This window comes from Limnothrix sp. FACHB-406, assembly GCF_014698235.1.
Taxonomy (GTDB): Bacteria; Cyanobacteriota; Cyanobacteriia; order CACIAM-69d; family CACIAM-69d; genus CACIAM-69d.
The window spans coordinates 23,902-41,575 of sequence record NZ_JACJSP010000025.1 but is presented as its reverse complement, the minus strand read 5'-3'; the positions used below and the strand labels follow the sequence as shown (position 1 = coordinate 41,575).

The following is a 17,674-nucleotide window of genomic DNA, read 5'->3' as shown; positions in this document are numbered from 1 at the left end:
GATCTAAACCACAATCGTCAGAATTGGATCAGACCTTTTTTGGCGATTAATAATTCCTGACCGGCCTTCGATCGCCTGCCTTGGGTATTGGTCATGCTGTAGGGCTTTGTCCAGGGTAAACAATCCGCCCAATCGGCCGGATAGAGATCCTGAATTGCTTCACAATTATCGATCGTCATCAGCCAATCGTGGGGACAGTCGCGCAAAGCTGCCGCCAATTGTTGATGATTAAACCCCTTGTGCAAATCGCCTGATCGCCCATAAAGCCGCGATTGTTCTGCGGAAAAATAGGGCGGATCGAGAAAAATAAACACATCTTCACCGGGCGCATGAATCAGCGTCTGATAGTCACCGAGGGTCAAGCGCACCCCCGCCAACCGACCTTGCAAATTTTCCAGCCGTTGAATGCTGGACTCCGTGAACCGACCGCAATAGGCCGCCGCCGTCATGCCGCCGGACTCCGTGAGGCCGCTGGCGGTGCTGCGATTCAAAATAAAAAATCGCGCCGCATTATGGAGCCGATCGCCCGGTAAGTTCGCCAACTTTTGTTGATAGCGATCGCGAAATTCCACCCATTGATCGCACTTGCGCCGCTCACCGTCATAGTCATCCCGCAGCGATCGCACCAACCGGGCCAGGGCGATCGTATCGGTTTGCACCTGCTGCCAAAAATCCATTAACAACGGATTCGCATCATTGGCCCAAAATGCTTGCGCTACGCCGGCCCCGATCGCATGGAGCAACACACTGCCGCCCCCCAAAAACGGCTCCCGATATTCCTTAGCCGATCGAAAATATTGCGTAAAAATCGGCAAATCTTTTTGTTTCCCCCCCGGATATCGCAGAGGCGATCGCCAATCACGCAACTGCTCCGATCGGCTTTGATCGGCGACCACAGGGCGATCGGGTGAATCAGGAGTCATCGTTTTCATGGAATGCTGAAGGGCCAACGGCCATACGCCCCTGCGAATGTTGATGGGTCTGATTCGTGACTATATCTGTGACTGTATTCATGACCATGATCGCCTCCAAGTCAATCAACGGGCGATCGTCAGCGACACGATAGAATAAGACCTCTGAATCGGCCCGGCAAGTTGCCCGCCGATCGCCGTTTCCCCGAGAGATACACCCACCACAGAGCGATCGCCCGTCATGAGCCAAGGAACCCTCTTCGACAAAGTTTGGGATTTGCACACCGTCGCCACATTGCCTTCGGGCCAAACCCAACTGTTCGTTGGCCTACATCTGATCCACGAAGTGACCAGCCCCCAAGCCTTTGCCATGTTGCGCGAGCGGGGTCTCAACGTGCCGTTTCCCCAACGCACCGTGGCCACCGTTGATCACATTGTCCCCACCCAACTGCAACAACGCCAGCGCCCCTTCATCGATTCCTTGGCGGAAGACATGATCGTCGCCCTTGAGCAAAGCTGCCAAGAATTCGGCATTCGGTTCTATAACATCGGCTCCGGCAAGCAAGGCATCGTCCACGTGATCGCCCCCGAACAAGGCCTGACCCAACCGGGCATGACGATCGCCTGCGGCGACAGCCACACCTCCACCCACGGCGCATTCGGGGCCATCTCCTTTGGCATCGGCACCAGCCAAGTGCGCGACGTGCTAGCCTCCCAAACCCTGGCCATGACCAAGCCGAAGGTGCGCCGCGTGGAAGTGAACGGCGACCTGCGGCCCGGAGTCTACGCCAAAGACGTGGTGCTGCACATCATCCGCAAGCTGGGCGTGAAAGGCGGCGTGGGCTATGCCTACGAATACGCGGGCACGACCTTTGAGGCCATGAGCATGGAAGAACGGATGACCGTTTGCAACATGAGCATCGAAGGCGGCGCGCGTTGCGGCTACGTCAACCCCGACCCAATCACGTTTGATTACTTGCAAGGGCGCGAGTTTGCTCCCAAGGGAGCCGATTGGGATGCGGCGGTGGCTTGGTGGACGAGTGTTCGCAGCGATGCGGATGCTGAATACGATGATGTGGTGGTGTTCGATGCGGCGGACATTGAACCGACCGTCACTTGGGGGATCACGCCCGGGCAAGGCATCGGCGTGACGGAAACGATCCCGACCGTGGAAGAACTGGACGAGGGCGATCGCTCGATCGCCAAGGAAGCCTACGACTACATGCAGCTCGCCCCGGGCCAGGCGATCGCCGGAACCAAGGTGGATGTCTGCTTCATCGGCAGTTGTACCAACGGCCGGATCAGTGACCTGCGGGAAGCCGCCAAGGTGGCCCAAGGTCGCCAAGTGGTTGAAGGGATCACCGCCTTTGTCGTGCCCGGTTCCGAGTCGGTGAAGCAAGCGGCCGAAGCGGAAGGCCTGCATGAAATCTTCAAGGCCGCTGGGTTCGAGTGGCGGGAAGCCGGTTGCTCCATGTGTTTGGCCATGAACCCAGACAAGTTGCAGGGCAGCCAAATCAGCGCCTCTTCCTCGAACCGCAACTTCAAGGGCCGTCAGGGTTCCGCCAGCGGTCGCACCTTGCTGATGAGTCCGGCCATGGTGGCAGCGGCGGCCGTGACCGGTTCCGTCACCGATGTGCGCGAGTTGCTATAACGACGCGCAAGGTTTGTTCTTTATTCGCTGAAGTTACGGGTTAGGGCAGGTTTGAAACCTGCCCCTACCGCCGGCCGTGCTTGATACAATTGCGGACATCTGCAAATCACGCTAATCAGGTGAACCTATGAGTGCAATGTCCCAACTGCAATCCGCCCTCGATCGCGGCCAAGCGTTGAAGGCGATCGCTGGTTTGAACAATTTCGACGGCGATCGGGTCGAAGCGATCGTCAAGGCAGCCGAGCTGGGCGGTGCAACCTTCGTGGACATTGCCGCCGACCCCGCCTTGGTGCAACGAATTAAGGCGATCACCAGCCTGCCCGTCTGTGTGTCCGCTGTGGAACCCGCCAAGTTTGTGGACTGCGTGGCGGCCGGTGCTGACCTGATTGAAATCGGGAACTTTGACAGCTTCTATGCCCAAGGCATCCGTTTTGAAGCTGCTGAAGTGTTGGCCATGACCCAAGAAACCCGCCGCCTGCTGCCCGATGTGCTGCTGTCGGTGACGGTTCCCCACATTCTGGCCCTGGATGAGCAAGTGGCCCTGGCCGAAGCCCTGGTGGCCGCTGGCGCAGACATCATCCAAACCGAAGGCGGCACCAGCAGCCAACCCGTCCATGCCGGTAGCCTGGGCTTGATTGAAAAGGCGGCTCCCACCCTGGCCGCTGCCTACGAAATCAGCCGCGCGGTGTCCGTGCCGGTGCTTTGCGCGTCGGGGATTTCGGCGGTGACGGCTCCCTTGGCGATCGCGGCGGGTGCTGCGGGCGTGGGCGTGGGTTCGGCCATCAACAAGCTGGACAACGAAATCGCTATGGTGGCTGCTGTGCGCTCGATCGTTGAGTCGTTGTCGGGCACTGGCACAGCTTTGGGCACTAAGAACCTGCAAGCCGCCTCAGGCACTGGCACTGGCACAGCTTTGGACACCAAGAACCTGCAAGCCACCTCAGGCACTGGCACTGGTACAGCTTTGGACACCGAGAACTAGGGCCTCAGAGTCCCGATCGCTGCCAAGTTTGGTGGGCGATCGGGATTTAGCCTAAGCTCAGCCAGTAACCTCACGGATGGCTGATTTTCCCAAACCTCAAAAATGAGCACAGAAGCCGCCTCGCAAGGGTGGCTTTTTTGGTCTTGTTTTTCTGATTTGATAGGATCAATCGCGATCATCCACCCATTCAGCAACGGCGGGATCATTGATGCTCACTCCTGATCAGCGGCGGGCCGCGGAAGCACCCCAGAGCGTGGCAGTGTTGGCAGGGGCCGGCACGGGCAAAACCCACATGCTGGCTGCACGCTACCTGCACCATGTGACGGCATTTGGCTGCTCCCCGATCGAGATTGTGGCGGTCACCTTCACCCGCAAAGCGGCGGAGGAGTTGCGATCGCGCATTCGGCAGGATTTACAACAGCTTTTGGCCACCGAAGCCGCAGCGCTGGCCAGTGGCCATCCATCAGCCCTGACCCAACTCTACGATCGCTGGCCAGGCTGTGACCTATTGGCCGATTTGGAAGCGGCGGCGGTGAACACTTTCCATGCCGTGGCGGGACAGATTTGCCGAGAACAGGCACACCATTTGGAATTAGCGCCCAACTTCACGATTCAAGAGGCTTGGGAAACGAGTCTTTGGCAAAAGGAACAGTTAGATTTGGCGTTGGATGAGCTGCCGGAATCGCATTATGCGGCTGTGCCCTATTCCACTTTGCGCCCCATTTTGGAAGGATTATTAGCCGATCGCTATACGGCGGAACAGGCCTTGCAGCGCGATCGCACCGATTGGGAAACACAGGTCAAAATTTGGCGACAAGCAGCGCTCGATCGGCTGGTGAATGCTCCCAGTTGGCAATCGGCACAACAGTTTTTATCCCAATGGGCTGGGAGGCCCGGAGACGGAGCCGAGGGCAATCGGCAGCGAATTTTGGAATTAATGGATGCGATCGCCCAAAATCGCGATTCCGATCAATGGGCCGCTTGGACAAAGGCGATTGATTTTAATAAAGGACGAGGCAGCAAGAAAAATTGGGATTCTGCGGAGCTTTTAGAATCCGTCAGAGCAGCGATGAAGGCTGTGAGAGGTCAGATTAACCAGGCCTTAAAAGAAGGAGCCATTCTTTGCAAATTAGGAGAAGTTGACGATCGCTTTGAGGAAAAACTGAAAACCATTCGCCAAGTCTATGGTTGGGTGCGTTCTCGCTTGGAAGTGGCGAAAAAGCAAGCCCGGATCATGGACTTTAGCGATCTGGAATGGTATGCCCTCAAGGCGTTGGAAATGCCGGAAGTTCAAGCCTACTATCGTCAGCGATGGCAAGCATTTTTGGTGGATGAATTTCAAGATACAAATCCGGTGCAAAGCGCCTTGCTCGATCGCCTGCAACACGATCAGGCAAAGGTGACGATCGTTGGCGACAGCAAGCAATCAATCTATCGGTTTCGCCGGGCAGAAGTGGGGCTATTTCAAGATTGGTGCGATCGCCTGGCTCGCGCTGCCGAGGGCGATCGGGTCAGTTTGTCCCAGAGCTTCCGCACCCATCGAGATTTGGTGGTCGCGGGGAATGCGCTTTGTGAGCCGTTGTTGAACGAGTTGCACCAACCCTTACGGGGCGATCGGGCAGAACCACCCCTCGATCGCCCCGTGACCCTGTTGGCGGTGGCGGCCACCCGCAAAGCGCAGAAGGTTGCGATCCGGCGGGTGGCCGAGGCCCAGGCGATCGGTCAACGATTGCGCGATTGGGTCGATCGGGGATTGCTGATTTTTGATAAGGCCTTGGGAACCCCTCGCCCGCTGGAATTTCGCGACATTGCAATTTTGGGGCGCACCCATCGGCAACTGAGCATCATTGCCCAAACCCTAACGGCGGCGGGGTTGCCGGTGAATCTCTGCTCCGGCGACTTGCTGGATACCCGTGAGGCGAAGGATGGAACCGCTTTGCTCCGGTTTTTGGCAGATCCGCAAGATAGCGTGGCCCTGGTCACGATTTTGCGTAGTCCTTGGTTTGCGGTCAGCGATCGGGCCCTGTTCGCGGTCAGTCGCCAGTTTCCAGCGCCGGAACCCGCCACCCCTGACGGATCCCCCGCGCCGCGCCGATCGCCCAATTGGTGGGCCGCTCTGCAAGAGTTGCTCACCGACTCCGCGACTTTCAATCAGTTAGACGAGGGCGATCAACAAGCCCTGAAGCGGGCGGTGGAGCAGTTGCGGCGCTGGCGGGGCGATCGGCGGCGGGAACTGCCCTCCCAGTTGCTGCACCGGGCCGATCGAGCCACGGGCTACAGTGCCACGATCGCTAACTTACCGGACGGGGCCCGCCGCCTGCGGGATTGGCGCGACTTTGCCGACTGGATCGCCCAATTGGAGGAAGGGGTGGGCGACACCTTTGGCGTGGTGCGGCGGTTGCGACGCATTGAAACCGTGCGACGGCTGAATTCTGGTGACCTCAAAACCCTCTTTGCCCGATCGCCCCTGGAAGCCGGTAACGCCATTGACCTGATGACCATCCATGCGTCCAAGGGGTTGGAATGGCCGGTGGTGGTGTTGCCGGATCTGAATCCCCAGCGAGATTTCCAACAGTCAACTTCTTGGCGAATGAGCGCGGACTTGGGATTCGTGTTCCAGTGGCGTGACCAACCCCAGGAAAATCCACAAATTCCAGCCCTGTGGCACTTGCTGGCAGCAGCCGATCGGGAAGCGGAGCAGGCGGAAACCCGCCGATTACTCTATGTTGCTTTGACTCGGGCCCGCGATCGGTTGCTCCTGAGCGCCAATTTGCCTTGGCATGAAGACAAGGCTGAAAAAGGTGAAAAACCGGACAAATCGGAAAAATCGGAAAAACCCGAAACCAGCGAAGACGAAACGGGCGATCGCTTCCGTCCTTGGGATTGGGTGCAAGGGGTGGCCCAGGCCCAAGGCTGGCCGATCGACTGTGTGATGATCCCCGCAGACTCGCCGGATTTTCCCGATCGACCCAATTCAACCAATCAACCCGATCCAACCGCTCAGCCCAATCCAACCAATCAAGCCAATTCCCAAAACCCCCAAGACCCAACCGCGCCGGGCGATCGCCCCCCAACTGCCCCCCGCCCACTTCCCGACGACGGTCAGCCCCTTTGGGGTTGGGTGTCCTCCGGCTTGGATGAATTGCCCGTGGTGGCCCTCAGTGAATATGCACGCTGTCCCCGGCGGTTTGCTTGGCGCATTGTGGACGATCGCTCCCCCAGCGGTGACGGGCCCGCCCGATCGCGCCGGATTGGCACGTTGGTTCACCGGGCGATCGAACGGCGCATTCAAAATGTCGCTACCCTGGCGGCCCAGGATCCCGGATTGGATCTCGAAGCGGTTAGCGAAGCCCTGACCCTCGCCGATCGATTTTGGCAGGATCCCGCCTTGGTTCCCCTGAGCCACGATCCCCAAGCTCAGCAAGAAGTGCCGATCGGGTTTGATTTGGCGCTGCCTCACGGCCAAACCCTGCGGCTGAATGGGGTGGCCGACTGGGTGGGAACCGCCGGAGTTTTGGACTTCAAGACCGATCGCGATCGCGTGCCCAGCGAACACCGACTGCAACTGTGGGCCTATGCCCATGCCTTGGGGGCCGATCGGGCCGCCCTGGTCTACTTGCGCCATCCCGATCGCCCGATCGAATGGTTCACTCAACCCCAACTGCAACCGCTGCAAGCCCAAGCGATCGAGATTGCCCAACGAATTCGGGCAGGACAATTTGACCCCACGCCGGGCCCCGCCTGTCAGTTTTGCCCTTACCACGACACCTGTGATGCGGCCCCACGGGAACTTTCAACCTAGGCCATTAACGAGAACTGGGGCGATCGCGCGGCACATCCCCCGCCAAGGAAGACGGTTGCCGGATTGCCTCATAGGGCAGCGCCACAATTCGATCGCGCCCCTGCTGTTTGGCTTCGTATAGGGAGCGATCGGCCCCGGCAATCAGATCAGAAACTTCATCTCCCGACTGGGGAATATGGCTCATGATCCCAATGCTTAAAGTCACGTGGCTACTCACCTGGGAACCCCTGTGGGGAATCGCCAACTGATGAATTTGGCCGCGAATTTGATGTGCTAATTGCACCGCTTCCGCTAGGGTCGTGTTGGGTAACAAAATTGCAAATTCTTCGCCCCCATAGCGTGCCGCCAAATCACTACTTCGGCGGGCATGTTCCCGAAGAACTTGAGCGATCGCCACCAAGCATTGATCGCCCATTAAGTGGCCATAGGTATCATTATATTTTTTAAAATAATCCGCATCACAGAGCATTAAAGAGAGGGGTTGGGTCGATCGCAAACATCGATTCCACTCCGATTGCAGCACTTCATCAAAATGCCGGCGATTGGCAATTTGCGTCAGTCCATCGATGCGAGCTTGGTGAGCCAATTGTAATTCCAGTCGCTTGCGATCGGTAATATCCATCACCAGAAACCCAACGCGATAGGGTTGATGATCCATATCAAAAATCGGAAAATAGGACACTAGCCAAGTGTTATCAATTCGAGATTGAGCAGAAATTTGGGCATTAATTTCCTGATTCAAAATCGAATCACCCGTGGTGAAAACCGCTTGAAACAGTGGCTCCAAACTCGATCGCAACCCAGGAACCACATCCCAAATCAAGCGCCCTAAATGCCCCGACTCCGGTAAACCATTAATCTTCGCCAATACCTGATTCACCCGCACATAGCGATAGTGATGATCAATAATTCCCATGCCCCAAGGCGCTGCCGAAAAAAACGCATCCAGTTGCGCCTCGCTCAACCGTAAGTCAGCGGTGCGCTCTTCAATCCTAATTTCCAACGTTTCCAGCATTTGCACCAAATCTGACCGAATCGCTTGGCGCTCTTGAACCGTTGCTGACAAAATTAGCCCCGTAATCGAAAGAATCCCGATAAATGATTGCAGCAAAATAATTGATTCATTGGGTGTGCGATCGGAGAAGGATCCTGTTCCTTGGGAAGTGGCGATAATTGCTGCTAAGGAAATGATCGCTACTCCCAATGCTGAGATCAGTTCTCCTAAGCGAAAAACACTCCAAATCAAAATTGCAAAGAGCACGTAAGCCAAAGGATAGCCATAAAAAAAGTCAATCCAAACAATGGCTGCGGTGAAAACCACAATGGCACTGCTTTCAAAAGTCCAGCGCATTGCTCGGTGCAACCCCGCAAAAATCTGTCGCCACCCCAATTCCTTGAGAAGCAAAATGGGAGGAGTAAAGATTAAGTGAGCCAACGTGCTTGCCAGCCACCAGGACAACCAACAAACTCCATAGTCTTTCCAAGTAATCGTGCCAATCCAATAGGAAATGGTGATGCCCATGGTGGCAGACACGAAGGGCCCGGCGGCCGCTGCAATGACGAAAAAGGATGCGGACTGCACTCGGCCAGAGGCGCGATCGAGCGTGGCTTTCTTCTGAAAAATCCATGTGCTGATCAAGGGCTGAAAGCAGTTGGCCAGGGTACAAACTAAGTTAAAAAGAACAAAGCTAGCGAAAGAAAATTGCCAATCAAAAAATAATGGAACTAAGCCAAACATCGATCCACAAATGATGCCAGGCAGAGCCTTGAATCGGTAATAGTAAAAAATAGCGAAGGTAAGTCCTGAGGGTAGCCAAACCGAAGCAACCTTACCCGGTAAGGAGATAAATTCTAAGCTAACGGTTGCCAAGAGGGAGTAAACAACGGCGATCGCTAGGTTAGAACCAATAATCTTGAGGGAGTCTTGTCCAGAGAGATGCTGACGATCAGAATTAATCTCGTTGAGAATTCGCTGCCAAAATTTTCTCATCGTTTCATGGGTCTCTTGATGTTTATATACATGCCAATGCATATGACAGACTTGCAATGTTTTAAGTTTACAACTTTTGTTCTATGGATTCATGATCATAAATCCATAAAGTCTAACAAGAAGATTGTTTTTTTGATCAAATAGATCTCTCCAGGAATTTGATTCAAAAATCTGATCTAATGAACACAATCTTCAGGGCCTTGAAAATGCGCGATCGCTTAGCGTTGACCCACTTTGGGAAAAACACTAAAGAAATGACAAGCCTTAAGGCTTTCACCTATTTTTACCCATTGTCGATCCCAAGATCACCAGCCTAAGATAGGCGTTGCGTTTACACAGCATCCAACGCTGCATTCTGGTTAACGAATTAACGAAATGTTGGCCGAATGCCGAGGGATTGTTCACGGGAGTCCTCGATCGAGCGACAAGGACATTTTTATGAAATCAACGATTGGACTGGGTTTTGCTAAAACATTGGTTGTCACCCTGCTGACAACGGGGGTCGCACTGCCGGCGGTGGCGTTGCCGGTGGCCACGGCCCACAGTGCGACTGCCGCCCAGACAGACAAGCAAACCCAAAAGAAGCGCATTGTGGTGCTGGATTTTTATTACGGCAACACGGGCGACACGGGCTATTGGTCGAGCTACCGGGGCGGCGCTGCGGGCACGGGGGTGAGCGAGTTGGTGACCAATGCGCTGGTGGAAGGGGGTAAATATCGCGTGGCCGATCGCAGCCAAGTGGCGCGCACGGACGGAGAAGTGAGCACGGCGCGGGCGGTGGAAATTGGCAAGGCCAATGGGGTGGACGCGGTGATCATTGGCACGGTCACGCAGTTCACGGTGGAAAGTCGGCGGGCCAGCGGGGGCGCTTTTGGCATTGGGGGCAACTCGGAAGAGACGATCGCCCGGGTGAAGTTGTCGGCCCGCATTGTGGACACGGCCACGGGTGATATTTTAGGCACGGCGCGGGGGGAAGCGGAGGCCAGTTCCCGCAGCGGTGGCGGCTCGGTGTTTGGTGTTGGTGGCAGCAGCAGCAGCGCCGATGGCAATGCCCTGTTGAGCAAGGCGGTTGAAGAGGCCGTTGGTAAACTGGCAACGGATATTCAAGCGAAGTTTTAAGCGGCTTGGGCGAATTGGGCGAATCTCTTGTGCTGGTGCTGACCAATGCTCCTGACTCAGGATCCAAACCGATCGCCCTGTTCCATAGCTCTTAGCCCACGACTCTTAGGGGCCTGAAAAGCCAAAACTGCCACCTTGCGGGTCTCAGCGATCGACGAAGACAAGGGGCTTAAGCCCCTTGCCCCCACGACTAGATGCTTTTCAGACATCCTCATTAATCCATGGCGAAATCGTCGTTTCGATCGCGCCGATCGGGGTTTGCTTCTCGCCTGCCGCCGGTCTCGCCCCCTGCTCCACCGCCCGAATCTGCCCCACCGGCTCCTGTCCCGGTGCAGGAACCTGTTACGGCCCTCGCGCCGCTTGCCACTCCCTGGCAACTGACTTGGGGCCATGACTTGGCGCGATCGGGCGATTGGGAAGGCGCGGCGATCGCCTATGGTCAAGCCTTGGCAGCCTACCCGGGAGATGGGTTAGCGGCCTTGGCATTGGCACGGGTGGAGCTACGGCGCGATCGGCCCGCTGCGGCCTGGGCCGCCTTGGAACCCCTGTTGCCCCAATGGCCCACCGCCGGGCCCCTACTGCTCACGGCCAGCCAGGCCCAGGCGGCCCAAGGAGAGCTGGTCATAGCGGAAGATTTGGCATTGCGGGCCTGGTTGGCGGATCCCGATCGCCCGGAAGCTCGCCGTTGGTTAGCCCAGCTCGATCGCTTGGCCCATTCTCCCTTTCAGCTCATCGATAGCTGGCGGGGACGACTGGCCGACCATTGGCTTTGGTCCCTGGCCGGTCGATTGGGCCATCAAGAGCAGCTCACTCGCTTGGAAACCGCGACTCCCCTAGACGATCGCCCCTTTGCGGCCCAGGTGGACAACGGTTCCCTCTGGCATTGGCGGGGCATGGTGGGGGTGTTTGATGCCCAGCAACGGCTAATTTTGGAGCTGTCCGATGGGGCCTTGCCCCGTTGGCTGCAAGTGCAACCGCCCAGACCGATGCCAACTGTGCAAGTGGCGGGCCGGGTGGCGGTGGTGGCCAGCGGCGCGGGGGATGCGATCGACCGTTGGTTTCAGGAACTGTTGCCCCGGCTGCAGGTTTTGCAAAGTTTGGAATCAGAGGGGGGAGCCTTTTGGGAACCCTTCGCGGCGATTGTGGTCGATCGCTTGGCCCATCCTTGGCAACGGGAAACCCTCGATCGCCTGGGCATTCCCGCCGATCGGCTGCTGGAACTCGATCAACACCTGCAAATCCAAGCCGACAGTCTCATTGTGCCGCGCCGCTTCAATGGCCCTTCCAGCTATGGGGTGGCCGCTCTGCGGGCCTTGGGAGCAGACTCGAATCGATCGACCCTGGTTGGGTTTCGGCAAACTGCGCCCAACTGCCGTCGTTGGGTACTTTCGGCCAGTGATGGGCGCGATCGCCCTTGGTTAAACGGCCCCGCCGTGGCCCAAGACTTGGCCCGTTGGGGGTTCAGCTTGCTGGATCCAGCCGCCTGCTCGTTGGCAGATTTAATCGGGATCTTTCAAACGGCCGAGGCGATCGTCTCCCCCAGTCATCCGGCCCTGGCACTGTTGCCCCTTTGCCCGCCGGACACAATCATTCTGGAAGTTGGCTCCCGTACCTATCAACCCTTGGCGCAACTGGCAGGACTACAAGGGAGATCGATCCCTGCGGAACCCGCACCCCCAGGCAACACCAGCCCAGTGCTTTGGGTGCGATCGGCTGAAGTACGTGCCGTGCTAGCCCGTTGTTTGCGAGGCCTGCGGGTTTAGCACCGCAATTTTCAGGCTAATACGCAGGCGGAGCGCCGCAATATTCATCAAAAACGCCCACCCAAAATTTATCAACACGGGTCAAATTTGAGCAAAACTAATCCAAAAGACCCATCCGAAAAATATTCATAAAAAAATGGGAGCCGTTTAAAACTCCCACTCACCTGACTTTAGAGACCTTAGAGACTAGAGAGACTGGTATCCGAATCACGACAGTCGCTATCTGCCTTCGTGCTGCCGCTAGCGCAGTCCCCAAAAGTGCATGACCCCTTGTCGGGAAAGCAATTCTGTGATCATGGCCGCGAGGATGCCAAGCATTGCCAAGCGACCATTCCAGACTTCGGCGGTGGCGGTGAAGCCCCACGGATGGGCTGTGCGACTGTTGGTTTTCATCGACCAACTCCTATTTGTAAAATAATGTAACAAATACTTGTTGATCGTGCAACTTTGTTTCTCAAGGGCTTGCCAAATCGGCGGGAGTTGGCATTCTTTAGCGGTTGATTAGTTCCATGGATCAGCCCCGTTAATCCGCCCTGACAATCGCGGTGCTCATGGTGGTGTTCATGGTTGCCCCTGCGATCGCAACAAATCCTCAATGGACGATCGCAAAGGTAAGGCATCGATCGCCCCCGGGTTGGTGGTAGTCAGGGCCCCGGCCGCGCTGGCAAAGGCCACGACCGATCGGGCAACGGCCGGATCGGCCATGGCCGCCAGCCCCCGTGCCAACAGTTGCGTCACAAACCCCGCCGTGAAGGCATCGCCCGCCCCGGTGGTGTCCACCACTGGCACATTAAAAGCGGGCATCACTCCCCCATGGCCACTGATCCAGTAATGACAACCGCGCTCCCCGTCCGTGACCAGCACGGCTTCTAGGTGATCCAGCTTGTCCGCGATCGCCATGGGATCGTGGGTATGGAACAGCCAATCGGCCTCCTCCCGCGCCAACTTCAGAAAATCCACCCGCTCCAGCAACGGCATGATCGATCCCGGTGCAATGCCTGGGTCGGGCCAAAAGACTGATCGCCAGTTCACATCCAACACAATTTTGAGATAGTGCTCATCGGCCAAGTCCAAGGCCCGGCGGATGGCGGCGCTGCTGTCGGGATAGGCCAAGGCCAAAGTGCCCAACACCAAGCAATCGGCCGCTTGGAACTGCCGCGCCAACAGCAAGGAAGCTTGCAGCCGAGTATCGGCAAATTCTCGGGTGTCGTGGCCAATGTATCCACCGCTGCGAAAGGCGGCAAACTGTCGATCGCCCCGATCGTCCCGCAAGACGCAAACTTCACGGGTGGGGGCCGTGGGATGACGTTGCACCCCCTCCAAATTCACCCCCAAACTTTGCAGTTCCCCCAGCAGGCGATCGGCCGACTGCTCACTGCCCACACAGCCCACAAACCCAGCCGACACCCCCAACCGGCTGAGGGCACAAGCCACATTGGCCGGCGCACCACCGGGGTAGGTTGTCCAAGACTCCACCGCTTCGATCGATCGGCCGGGTTGATCAGCCAGACAGTCCCAAAGCAATTCACCCACGCAAAGGACTTGCGGGGAGGAGACGCGCGCAGTCGTCATGATCTCTCCTCGGTTAAGCTGGATTCGATCGGCCAAGGCCGACCTATCTAGTTATTTGGACTAGTTATTGGACTTATTGGACGGTTGATTGCTTAGACGGTTACTCGTGGTTATTCAGCCGTAGATCACCGCCCCATGGTGCTCCCGCCAGTCACGAAGGCAATTCAGCAAAATTCAGCAAACTTGATTTCAATTCAGCCAATTCAATTCAGCCAATTTAATTCAGCGGATGTTGCCACTCCCATCGGCAATCGGCAGGGTCTTCCGAAGACCGAGGGTTTTTAGCCCAGTTCAATGGGGTCTGTCCTCTGAATCCAGCATAACAAGCCACTTCTAGGCTGCTTGTGACAAAAAATGAATCTCTGTTAACGAGTGCATCCCTCTGTTAAAAGCAGTTGATTTAAAAACAGTTGATTAACCCTTGCCCAGGCCTTCATGAGGATCATGCCGCAGCGATCGCCGCTCTCAACCCCAGCCCCCACCGTTCATCCTCGCCCCGCTGGGCTAACGGAAACCGGGAGGCGGTCAAACATTGGGCAACGTCGAGGGCGATCGAGGGGGGCGTGGGGGTTGCGCCCGTTGCGGGTGTTGTTGTTGGTGGTTTGGCTGGTGCTGCTGGGTGGTTGTGTGGATTTGGATACGGAGGTGCGGTTTCCGGATGCCAACCATGGCGCATTGGTGCAAAGGGTGCGGCTGAGTGAAGGGTGGCAGGTGTGGGGCGAGGTCACGGCCAAGGCCTGGCTCGATCGCTGGGCCGCCCAAGCCAGGACGATCGGGGGTCAAGTGTTGGAGCAAAGCGATCGAACCCTGACGATCGCCATTCCCTTCCAGAACGGGCAAGATTTACAATCCACCTTTCAGACATTCAGCCAAACCCTGGGAATCGTCGATCGAGAAGCGGCGAAGTCGGGCGATCGCTCCGACCACCAGACCACCGCCGCCCAAACGAGATCCATTGCCAGAGGGGGCGATCGGCTGGCCGATCAAACGCCAAAGGTGAATGGGGATTCGTTGCCGGATCCGGCTTTGCTCGATCCCTTGGCCTTTCCCAGCCAGTTCCAATTGCAGCAGCAAAATTGGTTGGTCGCCGTCCGAAACCAACTTCGCTACGAGGTGGACTTGCGATCGCTGGCGGCCCTGGGCGGCGAGCAGTTGGCCCTGGTGGACACGAGCCGGCTCTTGCGTTGGCAATTTGGCTTGCGAGTGCCCCATTGGGGCCAAAGCACTATCCAACGGCCCCACCCGGAACCCGACTTGAACCCCCAAGCAGGACAACCGGGCCCGACCCAGCCCAACCGCCCCAGCCCCCAACGGCAACAGGGCCGCTGGGTTTGGACTCTGGAACCGGGCACGCTCACCACGATCGAAGCGGTGTTTTGGGTTCCCAGTTGGGTGGGCATTGGCGGCCTGATGATTGGGTTGTTGGGGGCGATCGGGTGGTGGCGTTGGCGACCGATCCCGATCAGTTCTCCCCCAGAGACAGAACCCGCCGAAACCCCCAACCCAACCGATTCAACCCCTGCCCACTGAGCCGTTTCCGTGCCCATCGGCACCCGATCGCCCCAGCCTCGGCCCTGAAAATGACTCTGAAAACTGTCGCCTGTGAACCTTGCGGAACGGGGGCATTTTTTAGAATAACCTCCACAGAACCCGCGCCCCAATCACTCCCTGATTCAAGCTTGGATCGGGGTTTAGACCACGGCTTGTTTGCTCAACCTCGGCCTACACACAACCTGACACTGTTATGACCGCCCAGCTTCGCATTCTGATGTGCTCGCCTGACCACTACGACGTGGATTATGTGATTAATCCCTGGATGGAGGGCAATGTCCACAAGTCCTCGCGCGATCGGGCAGTGGAGCAGTGGCAAAAACTCTACAAAGTGCTCAAGGCTCGGGCGATCGTCGATTTGGTGGAACCGGCCAAAGGTTGGCCCGACATGGTGTTCACCGCCAACGCCGGCCTGGTGCTGGGAGACAAGGCCGTTCTCAGTCGCTTCTATCACAAGGAACGGCAGGGTGAAGAACCCTACTTCAAAGCCTGGTTTGAGCAAAACGGCTTCACGGTTTACGAACTGCCCAAGGATTTGCCCTTTGAAGGGGCCGGCGATGCCCTGTTCGATCGCGAAGGGCGGTGGCTCTGGGCGGGCTATGGCTTCCGCTCCGAATTGGACTCGCATCCCTACCTGGCCCAATGGCTGGATATTGAGGTGCTGTCTTTGCACTTGGTTGATGAGCGGTTCTATCACCTGGATACCTGCTTCTGTCCCCTCGAAGGCGGCTACTTGCTCTACTATCCCGGTGCATTCGATGCCTACTCCAACCAACTGATTGAGCGACGGGTTCCGGCGGCCAAGCGGATCGCGATCGAGGAAGCCGACGCGGTGAACTTTGCCTGCAACTCCGTGAACCTGGGCCAAGTGGTGGTCATGAACAAGGCCAGCAACAGCCTGAAATCCGCCCTGGCGCGGGCCGGGTTTGAGGTGGTGGAAACGCCCCTCACGGAATTCCTGAAGGCGGGTGGCGCGGCCAAGTGCCTGACCCTGCGGGTGAATGAGCCGGTGATGGAAGATCGCCATGCGGTGGCCGGCGTTGAAACCCGTGTGATTCAAATGCAAGGGCACTTGCTGGACTCGGGGCTAATTAACCGCGCCCTGGACTTGATTGTGGAAGGGGGCGGCAGCTTCCAAGTGTTGGATTTCCGGTTGGGTGAGCAGCGCCAAAGCACCTCCGCCGCTCGGATCAAGGTTTCCGCACCGTCCCATGAGGTGATGGAAGAATTGATGGCTCAGTTGATCGATCTGGGGGCCGTGGCTCCGGACGATCGCGCCGAGCGGGATGCTCAGTTGGAACCCATTGAGCTGCCCGGCGTGGCTCCCGATGACTTTTACGTCACCACCATTTACCCCACGGAAGTGCGGATCCAAGGCCGGTGGGTGCGTCTGCAAAACCAACGCATGGACGGGGCGATCGCGATCTCGGGCCTGAACGAAGGGCAACCGGTGGCTCGCTGCAAACTGCTGCGGGATCTGGAGTTGGGTGAATATGTGGTGACCGGCATTGACGGGATCCGCACGGTGCGCAAGGCCGAAGCCCGGGGCGATCGCACGGCCCGCGAGTCCCAGGAATTTACCTTCATGGGATCCGGCGTTTCCAGCGAGCGCCGCGTGGAACTGGTGGTGGAACAAATTGCTTGGGAACTGCGCCAGGTGCGGGAGCGGCGCGGCAAAACCGTTGTGGTTGCGGGGCCGGTGGTGATCCACACGGGCGGCGGTGAGCACCTTTCGCGGCTGATTCGCGAAGGCTATGTCCATGCCTTGTTGGGCGGCAACGCGATCGCTGTTCACGACATGGAACAGGCCTTGATGGGCACTTCCTTGGGGGTGGACATGAAGCAAGGAATCGCTGTGCGCGGCGGCCACCGCCACCACCTGAAGACGATCAACACCATTCGCCGTTGCGGCAACATTGCCAAGGCCGTGGAACAGGGCGTGTTGACCAACGGGATCATGTATGAGTGCGTCAAACAGGATGTGCCCTTTGTGCTGGCGGGATCAATCCGCGATGATGGCCCCTTGCCGGATACGGTGACGGACATGGTGGAAGCCCAGCAAGCCTACGCCCAACTACTGGAAGGGGCAGACACCATCATCATGCTGTCTTCCATGCTCCACTCGATCGGGGTGGGCAACATGACCCCAGCGGGTGTGAAGCTGGTTTGCGTGGACATCAACCCGGCGGTGGTGACGAAACTGGCCGATCGTGGCTCCCTGGAGTCCGTGGGCGTGGTGACCGATGTGGGTCTGTTCCTGAGCCTGCTGATGCGGCAGTTGGACAAGCTGGAAAGCCCCTACGAACTGGCAGTTTAGGCGTTAGGCGCTCAAT

General features: G+C 57.6%; 11 protein-coding genes. 7 read left to right on the top strand and 4 right to left on the bottom strand.

The features are described from left to right. Positions 1-17: 17 nt before the first annotated feature. Positions 18-932 carry a DNA adenine methylase gene (locus H6G53_RS17400; RefSeq protein ID WP_190535169.1) on the bottom strand — a complete coding sequence of 305 codons (915 nt, stop codon included), beginning with the start codon at positions 930-932 and terminating at the stop codon, positions 18-20. A 220-nt stretch (positions 933-1,152) separates the two neighbouring features. Between H6G53_RS17400 and leuC the strand changes: the two genes are divergently transcribed. The 3 genes from leuC (at position 1,153) to H6G53_RS17385 (ending at position 7,346) form a co-directional block, all read left to right on the top strand. Then, the gene (gene leuC, locus H6G53_RS17395; RefSeq protein ID WP_190535166.1) at positions 1,153-2,562 is read left to right on the top strand and encodes a 3-isopropylmalate dehydratase large subunit; all 1,410 of its coding nucleotides are present in this window, start codon (positions 1,153-1,155) and stop codon (positions 2,560-2,562) included. Between the two features lie 127 nt (positions 2,563-2,689). Next, entirely contained in the window at positions 2,690-3,544 is an 855-nt protein-coding gene (locus tag H6G53_RS17390; RefSeq protein WP_190535162.1) for a DUF561 domain-containing protein, read from the top strand. A gap of 208 nt (positions 3,545-3,752) precedes the next feature. Next, on the top strand, positions 3,753-7,346 hold the full coding sequence (locus H6G53_RS17385; protein ID WP_190535159.1) for an exodeoxyribonuclease V subunit beta: 3,594 nt from the start codon (positions 3,753-3,755) through the stop codon (positions 7,344-7,346). Positions 7,347-7,350: 4 nt separating this feature from the next. Here the strand turns inward: H6G53_RS17385 and H6G53_RS17380 are convergent, their stop codons facing one another. Then, entirely contained in the window at positions 7,351-9,255 is a 1,905-nt protein-coding gene (locus H6G53_RS17380) for a diguanylate cyclase domain-containing protein (protein ID WP_347343132.1), read from the bottom strand. 519 nt (positions 9,256-9,774) lie between these two features. On the opposite strand from H6G53_RS17380, the gene H6G53_RS17375 reads away from it, so the two are divergent. Further along, on the top strand, positions 9,775-10,455 hold the full coding sequence (locus H6G53_RS17375) for a CsgG/HfaB family protein (RefSeq protein ID WP_158234356.1): 681 nt from the start codon (positions 9,775-9,777) through the stop codon (positions 10,453-10,455). Between the two features lie 221 nt (positions 10,456-10,676). After that, on the top strand, positions 10,677-12,218 hold the full coding sequence (locus tag H6G53_RS17370) for a glycosyltransferase 61 family protein (RefSeq protein ID WP_190535153.1): 1,542 nt from the start codon (positions 10,677-10,679) through the stop codon (positions 12,216-12,218). 240 nt (positions 12,219-12,458) lie between these two features. On the opposite strand, the gene H6G53_RS17365 is transcribed toward H6G53_RS17370, so the two are convergent. Together H6G53_RS17365 and H6G53_RS17360 are read right to left on the bottom strand one after the other, a co-directional pair. After that, on the bottom strand, positions 12,459-12,611 hold the full coding sequence (locus H6G53_RS17365) for a chlorophyll a/b-binding protein (protein ID WP_099532288.1): 153 nt from the start codon (positions 12,609-12,611) through the stop codon (positions 12,459-12,461). A gap of 168 nt (positions 12,612-12,779) precedes the next feature. Continuing rightward, a complete protein-coding gene (locus H6G53_RS17360; RefSeq protein ID WP_190535151.1) occupies positions 12,780-13,790 on the bottom strand; it encodes a carbohydrate kinase in 1,011 nt (336 codons plus the stop codon). Between the two features lie 435 nt (positions 13,791-14,225). On the opposite strand from H6G53_RS17360, the gene H6G53_RS17355 reads away from it, so the two are divergent. Both H6G53_RS17355 and H6G53_RS17350 read left to right on the top strand, forming a co-directional pair. Then, a complete protein-coding gene (locus H6G53_RS17355; protein WP_190535148.1) occupies positions 14,226-15,320 on the top strand; it encodes a DUF3153 domain-containing protein in 1,095 nt (364 codons plus the stop codon). A 214-nt stretch (positions 15,321-15,534) separates the two neighbouring features. Then, positions 15,535-17,658, top strand: coding sequence for a TIGR00300 family protein (locus H6G53_RS17350; protein WP_190528812.1), 2,124 nt, complete (start codon positions 15,535-15,537; stop codon positions 17,656-17,658). Positions 17,659-17,674 lie beyond the last annotated feature (16 nt).

Bases quoted from the DNA above. Each gene is read 5' to 3' on its own strand.
- H6G53_RS17390 (WP_190535162.1), top strand. From the start codon at position 2,690: ATGAGTGCAATGTCCCAACTGCAATCCGCCCTCGATCGCGGCCAAGCG.
- H6G53_RS17400 (WP_190535169.1), bottom strand. From the start codon at position 932: ATGAAAACGATGACTCCTGATTCACCCGATCGCCCTGTGGTCGCCGAT.
- H6G53_RS17365 (WP_099532288.1), bottom strand. From the start codon at position 12,611: ATGAAAACCAACAGTCGCACAGCCCATCCGTGGGGCTTCACCGCCACC.
- H6G53_RS17370 (WP_190535153.1), top strand. From the start codon at position 10,677: ATGGCGAAATCGTCGTTTCGATCGCGCCGATCGGGGTTTGCTTCTCGC.
- leuC (WP_190535166.1), top strand. From the start codon at position 1,153: ATGAGCCAAGGAACCCTCTTCGACAAAGTTTGGGATTTGCACACCGTC.
- H6G53_RS17360 (WP_190535151.1), bottom strand. From the start codon at position 13,790: ATGACGACTGCGCGCGTCTCCTCCCCGCAAGTCCTTTGCGTGGGTGAA.
- H6G53_RS17375 (WP_158234356.1), top strand. From the start codon at position 9,775: ATGAAATCAACGATTGGACTGGGTTTTGCTAAAACATTGGTTGTCACC.
- H6G53_RS17350 (WP_190528812.1), top strand. From the start codon at position 15,535: ATGACCGCCCAGCTTCGCATTCTGATGTGCTCGCCTGACCACTACGAC.
- H6G53_RS17385 (WP_190535159.1), top strand. From the start codon at position 3,753: ATGCTCACTCCTGATCAGCGGCGGGCCGCGGAAGCACCCCAGAGCGTG.
- H6G53_RS17355 (WP_190535148.1), top strand. From the start codon at position 14,226: ATGAGGATCATGCCGCAGCGATCGCCGCTCTCAACCCCAGCCCCCACC.